Source organism: Roseovarius sp., from assembly GCF_965228755.1.
Classification (GTDB): domain Bacteria; phylum Pseudomonadota; class Alphaproteobacteria; order Rhodobacterales; family Rhodobacteraceae; genus Roseovarius.
In genome coordinates, this window is the sequence record NZ_CBDDIG010000009.1 from 227,934 (window position 1) to 241,676 (window position 13,743).

A 13,743-nucleotide genomic window follows, 5' to 3' on the forward strand; every position below is an offset into this window, starting at 1 on the left:
GCCCGGGGCTGCGCTTTCGCCAACCGGACGGGCAATCAGAATTCGAACACCAGCAAGGTGCCGATGGTCTGGTTCTTGTCGCCACCCTCGTCGCCCCAGCGATAGCCGATCGCGCCGGTCAGCCCCTCGGCCAGCTCCATCTCGGCAGTGACCGTCGCCAGCCGGTCGGTCGGCAGCGTGTCGATGGCCCGGCGCGAGACACTGCCCGACAGGGTCACCGGCCCCACCGGCACCGCCACGCCCGCCGTCAGGTAGAAGGCCGAACTGGTCGTACCACCGAACCCCTCGAAATAGGCCATCTCCGCCATCAGCTCCGCCGGGGTTTCGCCATAGCCGACCTGCTGGACGATCCCGGCCACGTACCCGGTCTGGTCCTTGGCGTCGCCCAACCCCTTCGCCAGCCGCTGCACCCCGAGATTGTAGCCGGTCCGCCCCATCTCGCCGCTCAGCGCCACGGCCACCGATTCCGTCCCGCTGGTATTGGTCGGCCCGCCCATGAACCGCGCGGTCTGGCCCCGCTCCTCGCCCAGCGAGTTGCTCAGGATCGTCCGGTCGGCCTGGAACAGCGCGAAAGACAACACATGCTCGCCGCCCGCCGCCGCGAAGGGGATGTTCACCGCACCGCCCAGCATCTCGGACAGCTCGTAATCCTCGGCGAAATCGGCGCCATAGATCCCCGGCGCGGCGTCCCAGGCCATGCCAAAGGCCGGGCTGAACTTGCCCAGCACCACCTCGGCATTGCCAAAATCATGGGCCAGGAACAGGTCCGAGAGATAGACGCCGTGATCCTCGAAAAAGCTGTCGCCGGTCGGGCCGGTGATCTGCTCGAAGGTGAACCCGGCATTGACCGAGGTCCGCTCCGTCAGGGCAAAGGACAGGGCGCCCTCGAACGTGGCATGGGTGTTGTTCAACTCGTTCAGCGGGTTGGTCGAGTCGTAGGTGAAATCGTTCTGCAACTCGATCACGAACTCGGTCGAAAGGCGGCTGTCGCCATCTTGCGCACCGGCTTGCACCGCCGTCACGCAAAGCGCCGCGCCCAGCGCGGCAGGTAGGTATCTGGTCAAATCCGACCCTCACAGCTTGTCATTGTGGAATAAGAGCTGGCTAGCGTCAGATCGCTTGGCTGGGAAAGGCGAAGCGCCGCGCGAAACGTCGCTTCGCCTGTCCCTTTATTGGAAGACGGCGCCGGGATTGTCCAGACTGTCCGACCCCTCGAACGCGATGCCGTCAAGCCCCAGCGCGGAAACCACCCGCTCGATCGAGCGGGTCTGGTCGATCAGCGCCTCGACCCCGCCCATCACCAGCGCCTCACCCTTGTCGTTGCCGGCCTCCAGCATCTGGTCATAGGCAAACCCGGCCTCCGCCGCGGTCTTGATCTGGCCCAGCTCGCGCATCGTCGCCGACAGCTTGGCCCGCATCTCGGCATCGAGCGCCGCGTCGGCCTCGGCCACCATGTCCGACAGCGACGCCCCCTCGACCACGGTGCCATCGGTGCGCACGTACTCGCCCAGGTACACGTTCTGCACGCCCAGCCCGTCATAATAATGGCTGTTATGGGTGTTGTCCGAGAAACAGTCGTGCTCCTCCTCGGGATCGTTCAGCATCAGGCCAAGCCGCATCCGCTCCCCCGCCTGCTCGCCGTAGGAGAGCGAGCCCATGCCGGTCAGGATCGCCGAGAGCCCGGCATTCTCGTCCTCCATCAGCGCCGCCCGGGCCTCGCCACCCTCCTGCCATTGCCCGGTGATCCATTCCAGGTCCGAGACCAGCAGATCGGTCGCCGCCGTCAGGTACGCGCCCCGGCGGTCGCAATTGCCGTTGGTGCAGTCGTCACCCGTTGCGTAATCCGTCCATGGCCGGTTGCCCGCGCCCGGTTCATGCCCGTTCAGGTCCTGCCCCCAAAGCAGGAACTCGATCGCGTGATAGCCGGTGGCCACGTTCGCCTCGATCCCGTCCGCCTCGTGCAGGGAACCTTCCAGAAGCTCCGGCGTGATCTCCGTGGCGTCGATCTCCTCGCCCGACAGGGTGAAGCTCGCGTTCGCCACCACGTTCAGCGCCGCCAGCTCGTTGGCATCCGACGGCCCGCCATAGCTGGCATCGACATAGTCGATCAGCCCCTCGTCGAGCGGCCAGGCATTCACCTTGCCCTCCCAGTCATCGACGATCGCGTTGCCGAACCGGTAGATCTCGGTCTGCTGGTAGGGCACCCGCGCCGCCAGCCACGCGGCCTTCGCCGTGCTCAACGCATCGGCGGACGGGTCGGAAACCAGCGCGTTCACCGCCTCCTGCAGCCGCTTGGCGGTAGTCAGGCTGTCCTCGTACTTGGCCGCCGCGATGTCGGCATAGGTGGTCAGAACGTCCGCCTTGGCGGTCTCGGCCGCGGCCAGGCCGGCCTGGCCGACCGCAAGGGCCAGGGCAAGGGCGCTGGTGCTGAGCTTGGGGTGGGGCATGAAAATCGTCTCCTTCTCGAGGGATCACTTGGTCAGGATCAGTTTGCCCGCACGGGTGATCCGCAGGGTATAGACCTGGTCCTGGTGGCAGATGAACGCGAGCTTTCCGTCGCGGGTCAGGTCGTTGGCGAAATAGGCTGGCGTTTCCGTTTCGGGCGCATTGCCCGATGTCTCGCCTGTCCCTTGCAGGACCGCCCGCGCGTCCCTGGGAAGGCCGGGAAAGAATACTGACATGGGCCGCTCCGGCTGATCGTTCCTGATTTCGGACACGCAACCGCAACCCCGGCAAACCGGCGTCAGATCGCGTGGAACATGGCTGGTCCGGAATCACCGGATTGGCTGATGCGAAGAACTTGAGTTGTTTTGTCAGATTTGTCAAACCACCCCCGCCGCCCCGGATCATTGTTATAAAACCTTCATTTGAGAGTTCCGAAGCCGCGTGCTTGTTTACCGCCACACCAGGCCGGGCCGTCGCCCGCCCCCCGTATTTTGACTTCTTCGGAGATCGACGATGAAATCCCATACTTCCATCGCCGCGCTTGCAGCGTCGCTGGCCTTTGCCGCTTCGCCCGTGCTGGCGCAGACCGAAATCAATTTCTGGCACGCCATGGGCGGCGCCCTCGGCGAGAAAGTCGAAGAGATCGCCACCGATTTCAACGAGATGCAGGACGAGTACAAAATCGTCCCCACCTACAAGGGCAACTACACCGAGAACATGACCGCCGCCATCGCCGCCTTCCGCGCGGGCGAGCAGCCGCATGTCGTGCAGGTCTTCGAGGTCGGCACCGCCACCATGATGGCGGCGCAAGGCGCCGTGAAACCGGTCTACGAGGTGATGGGCAACGCCGATATCGACTGGGATGCCGACGCCTACCTGCCGGCCGTGAAATCCTACTACACCACGCCCGAGGGCGACCTGCTCTCGCTGCCCTTCAACTCCTCGACCCCGGTGATGTGGTACAACAAGGACATGCTCGACGCCGCCGGTGTCGAAGAGGTGCCCCAGACCTGGGACGCGATGTTCGAAGCCGCCGAGAAGCTCAAGGCCAACGGCGCCGACTGTGCCTTCTCCTTCGGCTGGCAGTCGTGGGTGATGGTCGAAAACTACCTCGCCTGGCATGACCAGCCGATCGGCACCCAGCAGAACGGCTTCGCCGGCACCGACACCGAGTTCGTCTTCAACGAAAGCACCGACCTGACCGAGCTGCTGCAGCGCATCGCCGACAGCCAGGCCGACGGCATGTTCAAATACGGCGGCCGCCGCGGCGACTCCCTCCCGCTCTTCACCACCGGCGAATGCGCCATGTGGATGAACTCCTCGGCCTATTACGCCGGCATCTCCGAACAGGCCGAGTTCGAATTCGGCCAGGCCATGCTGCCCGTGAACACCGCCGCCCGCGACGAGGCCCAGAACTCGATCATCGGCGGCGCCACCCTCTGGGTGCTCGAAGGCCATGACGACGCCGAATACCAGGGCGTCGCCGAGTTCTTCAACTACATGTCCACGCCCGAAGTGCAGGCCGACTGGCACCAGTCCTCGGGCTACGTGCCGATCACCACGGCGGCCTATGAACTCTCGCAGGAACAGGGCTTCTACGACGAATTCCCGGGCACCGACACGGCGATCAAGCAGCTTTCGCTGAACGAGCCGACCGAGAATTCCCGCGGCATCCGCTTCGGCAACTTCGTCCAGATCCGCGACATCATCAACGAAGAGCTCGAAGCCCTCTGGGCCGGCGACCAGACCGCGAACGAGGCGCTCGACAAGGCCGCCGACCGCGGCAACCAGTTGCTGCGCGAGTTCCAGGACACCAACAGCTGATCCCACCCGATCGGCCACATGAAAGCGGCCCGGCATACCCGGGCCGCTTTTCCGCACGATCAAACGACCGGAGCCCCGCATTGCGCGCCAAGAGAGTCACCTTCCGGCACCGCTGGCTGCCCTACGCGCTGATCGCGCCGCAGATCATCATCACCCTGGTCTTCTTCCTCTGGCCCGCCAGCCAGGCGATCTACCAGTCGCTGCTGCGACAGGACGCCTTCGGCCTGCGCACCGAGTTCGTCGGGCTGAAGAACTTCGCCCGCCTCTTCGCCGACCCGCTCTACCTCGACAGTTTCATCACCACGATCGTCTTCAGCACGCTGGTCACCGCCCTGTCCATGCTGATCGCGCTGGTGCTGGCCGTGATGGCCGACCGCGTCCTGCGCGGCGCGCTCACCTACCGGACGCTGCTGATCTGGCCCTACGCCGTGGCCCCCGCCGTCGCGGGTGTGCTTTGGTGGTTCCTCTTCAACCCCACCATCGGCCTCATCGCCTACGCGCTCGACGGGCTGGGCTATGACTGGAACCATTACGTCAGCGGCACCGACGCCATGGCCCTCATCGTCATCGCCGCGGCCTGGCGGCAGGTCAGCTACAATTTCCTCTTCTTCCTCGCCGGGCTGCAGGCCATCCCCCGCTCCCTCACCGAGGCCGCCGCCATCGACGGCGCAGGCCCGGTCAAACGCTTCCTCACCATCCAGCTTCCGCTCCTGTCGCCCACCGTCTTCTTCCTGCTGGTCGTGAACCTCGTCTACGCCTTCTTCGAGACCTTCGGCGTCGTCCACGCCACCACCAGCGGCGGGCCCGGCAACGCCACCAACATCCTTGTCTACAAGGTCTGGCGAGACGCCTTCGAGGGGCTCAACCTCGGCTCCTCCGCCGCGCAATCCGTGGTGCTGATGGTCATCGTCATCGCCCTGACGGCGATCCAGTTCCGCTACATCGAACGCCGGGTGGAATACTGAGATGGTCGAGAACCGCCCCCTCCTCAACATCGTCCAGCACGGCCTGCTGATCCTCGGCGCTGCGCTCTTCGTCTTCCCGATCTACGTGGCCTTCATCGCCTCCACCCACACGGCGCGCGAGGTCGGCAGCGGCATCCCCCTCCTGCCGGGCGGCGAGCTCTTCACCAACTACGCGCAGGTGCTGGGCGAAGGCCTCTCCTCCGTCGGCGCCCCGCCCATCGGCCTGATGCTCTTCAACTCGGCCATCATGGCCATCGCCATCACGGCGGGCAAGATCGCCATATCGCTGCTCTCCGCCTTCGCCATCGTCTATTTCCGCTTCCCCTTCCGCGTGCTGGCCTTCTGGACGATCTTCATCACCCTGATGCTGCCGGTCGAGGTGCGCATCCTGCCCACCTACGAGGTCGTGGCCCAGCTCGGCATGCTCAACTCCTATGCCGGCCTCTCCATCCCGCTGATCGCCTCGGCCACCGCCACCTTCCTCTTCCGGCAGTTCTTCATGACCGTCCCGGACGAGCTGACCGAGGCCGCCCGCGTCGACGGCGCCGGCCCGCTGAAATTCTTCCGCGACATCCTGATCCCGCTCAGCCGCACCAACCTCGCCGCCCTGTCGGTGATCCTCTTCATCTACGGCTGGAACCAGTATCTCTGGCCGCTCCTCGTGACCACGGATGAAAGCTATTACACCGTCGTCATGGGCATCCAGCGCATGGCCAACGCGGGCGAGGAACAGCCGCTCTGGAACCTGATCATGGCCACCGCCATCCTCGCCATGCTGCCGCCCGTCATGGTCATCATCGGGATGCAGCGCCTCTTCGTGCGCGGCCTCGTCGAAACCGAGAAGTAAGAATAATGTCAGACATCGCCATCGAACACGTCCGCAAGGTCTATCCCGGTGGGGTCGAGGTCATCCCCGACCTCTCCCTTTCCATCGACGCGGGCGAGCTTTGCGTACTGGTCGGCCCCTCGGGCTGCGGCAAGTCCACCCTCCTGCGCATGGTCGCCGGCCTCGAAACCGTCACTGGCGGCGAAATCCGCATCGGCGGCCACCGCGTCAACGATCTCGAGCCGGTCGAGCGCGACATCTCCATGGTCTTCCAGAACTACGCGCTCTATCCGCACATGACGGTCTACGACAACATGGCCTACGGCCTGCGCAACCGGGGAGAGCCGAAAGACCGGATCGACGCGGCGGTCCGCGACGCGGCGAAAACCCTCGGCCTGTCGGATTTCCTCGACCGAAAGCCCCGCCAGCTCTCCGGCGGCCAGCGCCAGCGCGTCGCCATGGGCCGCGCCATCGTCCGCGACCCCACCGCCTTTCTCTTCGACGAACCGCTTTCTAACCTCGACGCCAAGCTGCGGGTCAAGACGCGCGTGGAAATCCGCGCCCTGCAACAACGCCTCGGCACCACCTCGATCTACGTCACCCACGATCAGCTCGAGGCGATGACACTCGCCGACAAGCTGGTCATCATGAACGCCGGAAAGATCGAACAGGCCGGCCCGCCCCTCGAAATCTACGAGAAACCCGCCACCACCTTCGTCGCGGGCTTCATCGGCTCGCCGCCGATGAACGTCCTCCCCGGCACCGCCACCGGCGAGGGCGTCACGCTCGAGACCGGCCAGCAACTCACCCCCGACCGCCCCGCCATCGGCCCGGTCACCATCGGCATCCGCCCCGAGCACCTGTCGCCCAGCGCCAATGGCCCCCTGCCGCTGAAGGTGCAGGTCGTCGAGCGCCTCGGTGCCACGGCCAATGTCCACGGCGTCCTGAAGGGCACGAAAACCGAACTGGTCGCCAGTGTCAGCGGCCCCGACATTCCCCGGCCCGGCGACACCCTGCCACTCACGCCGCATCCCGGCGCGCTGCATTTCTTCTCGCCCGAGACAGGCCAGCGGCTGGGATAGGCCCCGCTCACATATCGACGATCGCGTAGTACTTCCGCAGCGGCACGTCGCATTTCCAGCTGCAGACCGTGCCCTTCGGGATGAACAGGAACTCCCCCGGCCCGAACCTATGCTCCGTGCCGTCCTCCTCGGTGATAATCGCCTCCCCTTCGAGGATCTGGCACATCTCGTGCACCGAGAACGGTGCCATCTCCGTCTCGAAAGGGGTCGTCTCCCATATACCGACATACATCGTGCCGTCATCGTTGGTGAAGGCCAGCGCATCGCGCTGCTCGCCACCGCCGATATGCTCCGCTTCCGGCTCCAGCTTGTCTTCCAGCGCCATCGGGCCCATCACCACGACGCCGCCCTTGGCGCTGTCGATCTCCGGCACGGGCTTCTTCTCGTCATGCAGCAACAGGAAGAACTTGCGCAGGAACGGCGCCTCCTGTGTCCAGCTCACCGGGATGCCGTTGCGCACGGCAAAGGATTGCCCGGTCTCGACCGGCACGGTCTCGGCATCGCTCACCATGTCCAGCCGCCCGTCCAGCAGGTACATGAACTCGTCGCCCGGATAGGGGCCGGGCTTTTCCTGCATTCCCGTCGTCGTCCAGACGCCCACGGTCAGCCCGATGCTCTCGTCAGAAAAATACGCATGGATCGTCTGCTCCGGCACGGCCGAACCGGGGGCGAACCCGGCCGGGTCCACCTCCATCGGCTGAAGCCCCTCGCCCACCGGGCCGTCCGGTTCCAACCGTATCACACCTGTCTTCGCCATCTCTCAACCTCTCCTTGTTGCCGCCGGAACCGTCATCCGGCCCGGCGTTTCCTTTCCCATTCGGCCCTCGTGATCGAGAACCCGGAACACTCGCAGTCATAGGCGCGGCGCATCCCCTCATGCCGCAGCCCGCATTTCGTCAGCACATGCTGCGAGGCCGCGTTCTCCGGGTGGGTCGTCGCCTTGATCTCGTCAAGGGTGGTGCTCTCGAAGGCGAATTCCAGCAGGCGCGAGCAGGCCTCCGTCGCAAACCCCTGCCCCCACGCATCGCGCACCAGCATGTAACCCACCTCGATCTCGGCCTCCGGATACCGCTCCGGCACCACCAGCGACCAGTCGGTGTCATCGACCTCGACCGGCAGCGGCAACAGGATGGACGTGCCGATCGCCTCTCCGGTGTCCTTGCGTGTCACGACCCAGATGCCCAGCCGCCCGCCGGCGCCCCGCCGGGTGATCACCGGCATTTCCTCGGCCAGCTCCGCCTCCGAGGAAAGACTACAGACATAACGCACCACCTCCGGGTCGGTGAAAAGCCGCACCCCCAGCGCCAGGTCCCGCCCGTCCCCGGCCAGCGGCCGCAACACCAGGCGCGGCGTCTCCAGCACCAGATCGGCATCCGAAAGCGGCACGACATTGCGCGCGACCGCGCCGGTTTCAGCCATCCCGCCGCCCTCCGCGCCCGCCGGCACACACGGCTGTGACGCCCGCGAAACGATCTTGCGCACCCGACATCGAACCATCTAAACCCTTGCCACAGAATACATTTTCACACCTTCCCGCACCTGATGATTCCTTGGGCACTCGCCCCGCGCACCGGGCCGATTGCCGAATATTGTATTGACTCGCGCCCCAAAGCAACTCATCCATTGAATGAGTATTCAATTGGTTTTGGCCCGAAAAGGCCTGTGCCAAGGGGGTGCCACGACAACGAAAAAGCCCGAATGCGCCGCAAGATGCGTCAAGGGACAGAGAAGAAAAACCGAAGACGGCCGCCAACAGGCCAACATAACAGGGAAAACACAACATGGATGTCTTGGACCAACTGGGTTCGATGCGCGAAGGCAAGATGAGCCGCCGCGCCTTCACGAAATCACTGCTCGCCGCCGGCGTCGCGGTCACCTCGGTGCCGCTGTCCGGCCGCAGCGCGATGGCCGCGCCGGACGATCAGGCGACCTATTTCACCTGGGGCGGCTACGACATTCCCGACCTTTTCGGCGAATACCAGGAAAAGCACGGCGAACTGCCCAACTTCTCGATCTTCGGCGGCTCGGAAGAGGCGCTGACCAAGATGCGCGGCGGTTTCGTCGTCGACGTCTCGCACCCCTGCAACCAGGCCCTGCCGCGCTGGGTCTCCAGCGAGCTGTTCCAGCCGGTCGATACTTCCAAGCTCGATCACTGGGGCGACGTGATGCCCGCACTCGTCGACCTGCCCGGCAACGATGCCGAGAACGGCAATGTCTGGATGGTGCCGTTCGACTGGGGCCAGACCTCGATCACCTACCGCACCGACCTCGTCGACGTGGAAGAAGAAAGCTGGGATATCCTGTGGAACGAGGAATACAAGGGCAAGCTGGGCAGCCTCGCCGCCGGGGCCGACGCTTGGTGGGTCGGCGCGATCAAGGCCGGCATCCCGTTCGAGGAGCTGGACACGCCCGAAGCCTTCGAGAAGATCGCCGCCGTCATGCGCGAACAGCGCCCGCTGATCCGCACCTATACCGACGACACCACCACGCTGGAACAGGCGCTCGCCTCGGGCGAACTGGTCGCGGCAATGACCTGGAACAGCTCCGCCGCCCTGCTGAAATCCGAGGGCGTGGACGTGAAATTCGCCGACCCCAAGGAAGGCGCGCTGACATGGGTCTGCGGCCTGATGGTGCACAAGGACGCGCCGAAACTCGACCGCGCCTATGACGTGATCGACTCCCTGCTCAGCGTCGAAACCGGCAAGTTCATGATCGGCGATTACGGCTATGGCCACTCGAACGCCAAGTCGTTCGAGTCGTTCAGCGAAGAAGAACTGTCCGAGCTGGGCCTTTCCAAGACCCCGGCCGACATCCTGCAGGCGGGCCATTTCCAGATCCCGCAATCGCAGGAATGGGAAACCAAGATGAACGCCATGTTCGAAGAGATCAAGGCCGGCTTCTGAGCCGTCCCGATCGGGGCCCGCGCCGCATGACCCGTGGCGCGGGCCGGTTTCGACAGCTGCGCCGGCCGGCCACCGGGGCCAGACCGGGCCAAGGGGCCCGAACGGCGCGCCAACAAGGCGGATCCCTTCCCAATGAGCGACCACTCCCTTAGCGCCACCCCATCCGATCCGGCAAGACCCGCGCCGCGCGCCGGCTGGTTCGAGCGCCTGATCTACCGGTCCGAGGCGGCCCGAGGCTTCGGCCTGCTGGCGCCAACCCTGATCTTCATGCTGACGGTCATCCTGGTGCCCTTCGCCATCCTGATCGTCATGAGCCTCTGGACCGCGGCCGGCTTCGACTTCGACACCTCGCCGACCCTGAACAACTACCAGCAGGCCTTCGAACGGCCGATCTACATGGCGCTGCTCGGGCGCTCGCTCTACATCTCGGCCATCGCCACGATCGCCACGGTCGTCCTGTGCTACCCGATGGCCTATTACGTCGCCTTCCACGTCCATCGCAACAAGATGCTCTGGATCGTGCTGATGACCCTGCCCTTCTGGACAAGCTACCTTCTCCGGGTCTTCGCCTGGAAGGTGGTGCTGGGTTACGAAGGCGTCATCAACTCGGCGCTCATGAGCGTCGGGCTGATCAACGAACCCCTGCAATTCCTGCTCTACAGCAAGGAGGCGGTGATCATCACGCTGGCCCATGCCTGGGCGGCCTTCGCCATCCTCCCGATCTACGTCTCGCTGGAAAAGATCGACCGTTCGCTCCTCGAGGCGGCGACCGACCTGGGCGACGGCCCGGCGATGCGCTTCCTCCGCATCACCCTGCCGCTCTCGCTGCCCGGCGTGATCGCGGCCAGCCTGCTGATCTTCATCCCGACCACGGGCGATTACATCACCCCGGCGCTGCTCGGCGGGCCCGACGGGGCGATGATCGGCAACCTCATCCAGAAGATGTTCGGCCCGATCAACAACTGGCCCATGGGCGCGACGCTTTCGATCGTGCTGATGGTCGTCATCACGCTGATCTGCCTGCTCTACGTCTTCATCCTGCTTCTCGTGCGGAGGAAGATCTCATGAGCGAGTCCTATATCCGCAAGCGCAGCCGGCCGCTTCAGATCTACGCGGTCATCTTCATCATCGTGCTCTACGTGCCGGTGCTGTTCATCCCGCTCTTCAGCTTCAACGACTCGATCTACGTGCGCTTCCCGCTCGAGGGGTTCACGCTGAAATGGTATGTCGAGCTGTTCCACCGCGAACCGGTGTGGAATTCGCTGATGAACAGCGTCAAGGTCGGGCTGGCCGTCTCGGTCATCTCCACCGCCTTCGGCATCTTCGCAGCCAAGGCCATCGCCCGCTACCGCTTCCCCGGGCGCGGGCCGCTCGTCGGCTTCATCATGCTGCCGCTCGTCGTGCCGCTGATCATCTTCGGCGTGGCCCTCCTCGTGCTGCTCAGCCGGCTGGGCATCCCGCTGTCGCTCTGGACGGTGGGCCTCGGCCACCTGATCGTCTGCATGCCCTTCTCGATCGCCACCCTCCTGCCCCGGTTCGAAGGCTTCGACCCGGCGCTCGAGGAAGCCTCGGCCGACCTGGGCGAAAACGCGCTCTGGACCTTCTGGCGCGTCACCCTGCCGATGATCTTCCCGGGCGTGATCGCCAGCCTGATGCTGACCTTCACCGTCTCCTTCGACGAGTTCATCATGGCCTTCTTCCTCAACGGCACGCAGCCCACCCTGCCCCTCTACATCTGGGGCCAGCTGCGCTTCCCGCAGGAATTCCCATCGGTGCTGGCGCTCTCGTCCTTCGTGATCGCCGCCTCCTTCGTGATCGTCTTCATCGGTCTCTGGATCAACCGCAGCGCCCATGCCGGCGCCATCAAGGTAGAGTAACCCACCATGACGGATGCCTTCATCTCGATACAGAATGTCGACAAGTATTTCGGCAAGTTCCAGGCGATCGACAACGTCTCGATCGACATCGGCCATGGCGAGTTCTTCTCGCTGCTGGGCTCATCCGGCTGCGGCAAGACCACGCTCCTGCGGATGCTGGCGGGGTTCGAAAACCCCTCCTCGGGCGAGATCTACATCGACGGCCAGCCCATGTCGGAAGTGCCGCCGCATTACCGGCCCGTGAACATGGTGTTCCAGAACTACGCCATCTTCCCCCACCTCAACGTGCGCGACAACATCGCCTACGGGCTGCGCCGGCAGAAGCTTTCCAAGGCCAATCGGAACGAGATGGTCGACGAGATGCTCGCCCTCATCAAGCTGCCCGAATACGGCGACCGCAAGGCCAACGAGCTCTCGGGCGGCCAGCGCCAGCGCATCGCGCTGGCCCGCGCGCTCATCCTGCGGCCCAAGGTGCTCCTGCTCGACGAACCGCTGGGCGCCCTCGACAAGCAGCTGCGCGAGCAGATGCAGCTCGAACTGCGCCAGTTGCAGCGCACCGTCGGCATCACCTTCGTCTTCGTCACCCACGACCAGGAAGAGGCGCTGACGCTCTCCGACCGGATCGCCGTGATGTCCCGCGGCCGCGTCCTGCAGCTCGACACGCCCACCGGCCTCTACGAACGCCCCGGCTCGCGCGACGTCGCCTCCTTCATCGGCACGATGAACTTCTTCGAGGGCAGGGTCTCGAAGGTGGAGGGCACGAAAATCTCGGTCGATGCCGAGGGGCTCGGCGCGGTCCAGGGCGACCGCGGTGAACGCGCCTTCGCCGAGGGCGACCGCATCCAGGTCGCCATCCGCCCCGAAAAGCTGGAACTGACCGAGGAGAAACCCAACGGCGGCACCACCACCGTCCAGGGCATGTTGAAGGATTCCGCCTACCTGGGCGAGCGCAGCCACTTCTACGTCAAGCTCGACGGTCTCGAAAAGCCGGTCGCCGTCTCGACCCAGAACCGGGTCGATGCGATTTCGGCCAATGGCGAGGCCCGGCCGATCTGGCTCAGCTGGGATCCCGAGGCCGTCGTTCTTCTGGGGGCCGACTGATCCGATGCAGGCAACGTTCGGCATAACGATACGGGGCGGCCCATGGCGGATGTGAACGGGCGCACCACCAAGCCTGCGAAACCCACCGGCCGCACCGCCTCACGAGAGGTGCGGCGCCAGCAGCTGATCGAGGCGACGATCGAGTCGATCGCCAAGCACGGCATTACCGGAACCACCATGACCACGGTTACCGGCTTCGCCGGCCTGTCCCTCGGCATCGTCAACTTCCACTTCCAGAACAAGCAGAACCTCTACGAGGAAACCCTGCGCCACCTCGCCCACGAACACCGTGACCAGTGGCTGAAATCGGTGCAGACGGCCGAGCTGACCCCGGTCGCCAAGCTCCTCGCCATCGTCGACGCCAACTTTCACCCGCGCATCTGCAACCGCAAGAACCTCTCCGTCTGGTACAGCTTCTTCGGCGAGGCGCCCTATCGCCACGTCTACCGCAAGATCATGGACGAGATCGACGCCGAGCGCCTGGCTTCCATGCGCACGCTGTTCGAACAGATCATCGAAGACGGCCAGTACGACGACATCGACGCCGCCGACGTGGCCAACACGATGGAGGCGCTCTACGACGGCTATTCCATCAACATCCTGATCTACCCCGAGAAATTCTCCGGCGCCGACGCCCGTGTCCGGATCCGCGAATTCCTCGCCAACACCTTCCCCCGGCATTTCGATCCGCCCGCCGCACAGACCCGCAGCAACTGAAAT

General features: G+C 64.8%; 14 protein-coding genes. 9 read left to right on the plus strand and 5 right to left on the minus strand.

Annotated elements, in window-relative coordinates; all coding sequences use genetic code 11:
* Positions 1 to 35 precede the first annotated feature (35 nt).
* The 3 genes from ACO07J_RS17405 to hemP all read right to left on the minus strand — a co-directional run bounded on the left by ACO07J_RS17405 (position 36) and on the right by hemP (position 2,681).
* Complete coding sequence (locus ACO07J_RS17405; protein WP_422031268.1) at positions 36 to 1,064, minus strand: hypothetical protein; 1,029 nt, start codon at positions 1,062 to 1,064, stop codon at positions 36 to 38.
* A gap of 105 nt (positions 1,065 to 1,169) precedes the next feature.
* Positions 1,170 to 2,447: an imelysin family protein gene (locus ACO07J_RS17410; protein WP_422031270.1), complete on the minus strand. Its 1,278-nt coding sequence runs from the start codon at positions 2,445 to 2,447 to the stop codon at positions 1,170 to 1,172.
* Positions 2,448 to 2,471: 24 nt separating this feature from the next.
* Positions 2,472 to 2,681 (minus strand): hemin uptake protein HemP, encoded by a 210-nt coding sequence (gene hemP / locus ACO07J_RS17415; protein WP_422031272.1) that lies wholly within the window; start codon positions 2,679 to 2,681, stop codon positions 2,472 to 2,474.
* Between the two features lie 277 nt (positions 2,682 to 2,958).
* Between hemP and ugpB the strand changes: the two genes are divergently transcribed.
* From ugpB to ugpC, 4 genes are all read left to right on the plus strand, one after another.
* Complete coding sequence (ugpB, locus tag ACO07J_RS17420; RefSeq protein WP_422031274.1) at positions 2,959 to 4,269, plus strand: sn-glycerol-3-phosphate ABC transporter substrate-binding protein UgpB; 1,311 nt, start codon at positions 2,959 to 2,961, stop codon at positions 4,267 to 4,269.
* An 80-nt stretch (positions 4,270 to 4,349) separates the two neighbouring features.
* Positions 4,350 to 5,234: a sn-glycerol-3-phosphate ABC transporter permease UgpA gene (gene ugpA / locus ACO07J_RS17425; protein WP_422031276.1), complete on the plus strand. Its 885-nt coding sequence runs from the start codon at positions 4,350 to 4,352 to the stop codon at positions 5,232 to 5,234.
* Between the two features lies 1 nt (position 5,235).
* Positions 5,236 to 6,081: a sn-glycerol-3-phosphate ABC transporter permease UgpE gene (gene ugpE, locus ACO07J_RS17430; RefSeq protein ID WP_422031278.1), complete on the plus strand. Its 846-nt coding sequence runs from the start codon at positions 5,236 to 5,238 to the stop codon at positions 6,079 to 6,081.
* Positions 6,082 to 6,086: 5 nt separating this feature from the next.
* On the plus strand, positions 6,087 to 7,142 hold the full coding sequence (ugpC, locus tag ACO07J_RS17435) for a sn-glycerol-3-phosphate ABC transporter ATP-binding protein UgpC (protein WP_422031280.1): 1,056 nt from the start codon (positions 6,087 to 6,089) through the stop codon (positions 7,140 to 7,142).
* Positions 7,143 to 7,149: 7 nt separating this feature from the next.
* On the opposite strand, the gene ACO07J_RS17440 is transcribed toward ugpC, so the two are convergent.
* Together ACO07J_RS17440 and ACO07J_RS17445 are read right to left on the minus strand one after the other, a co-directional pair.
* Positions 7,150 to 7,899, minus strand: coding sequence for a cupin domain-containing protein (locus ACO07J_RS17440; RefSeq protein ID WP_422031282.1), 750 nt, complete (start codon positions 7,897 to 7,899; stop codon positions 7,150 to 7,152).
* Between the two features lie 32 nt (positions 7,900 to 7,931).
* Complete coding sequence (locus ACO07J_RS17445) at positions 7,932 to 8,561, minus strand: GNAT family N-acetyltransferase (RefSeq protein ID WP_422031284.1); 630 nt, start codon at positions 8,559 to 8,561, stop codon at positions 7,932 to 7,934.
* A gap of 362 nt (positions 8,562 to 8,923) precedes the next feature.
* On the opposite strand from ACO07J_RS17445, the gene ACO07J_RS17450 reads away from it, so the two are divergent.
* From ACO07J_RS17450 to ACO07J_RS17470, 5 genes are all read left to right on the plus strand, one after another.
* Positions 8,924 to 10,045: an ABC transporter substrate-binding protein gene (locus ACO07J_RS17450; protein ID WP_422031286.1), complete on the plus strand. Its 1,122-nt coding sequence runs from the start codon at positions 8,924 to 8,926 to the stop codon at positions 10,043 to 10,045.
* Positions 10,046 to 10,177: 132 nt separating this feature from the next.
* Positions 10,178 to 11,113 (plus strand): ABC transporter permease, encoded by a 936-nt coding sequence (locus tag ACO07J_RS17455; protein ID WP_422031288.1) that lies wholly within the window; start codon positions 10,178 to 10,180, stop codon positions 11,111 to 11,113.
* Entirely contained in the window at positions 11,110 to 11,922 is an 813-nt protein-coding gene (locus tag ACO07J_RS17460) for an ABC transporter permease (RefSeq protein ID WP_422031290.1), read from the plus strand. The genes ACO07J_RS17455 and ACO07J_RS17460 overlap by 4 nt, the downstream gene beginning before the upstream one ends.
* Before the next feature lie 6 nt (positions 11,923 to 11,928).
* Positions 11,929 to 13,023 carry an ABC transporter ATP-binding protein gene (locus tag ACO07J_RS17465; RefSeq protein WP_422031292.1) on the plus strand — a complete coding sequence of 365 codons (1,095 nt, stop codon included), beginning with the start codon at positions 11,929 to 11,931 and terminating at the stop codon, positions 13,021 to 13,023.
* Between the two features lie 42 nt (positions 13,024 to 13,065).
* Complete coding sequence (locus ACO07J_RS17470; protein WP_422031294.1) at positions 13,066 to 13,740, plus strand: TetR family transcriptional regulator C-terminal domain-containing protein; 675 nt, start codon at positions 13,066 to 13,068, stop codon at positions 13,738 to 13,740.
* Positions 13,741 to 13,743: the final 3 nt, after the last annotated feature.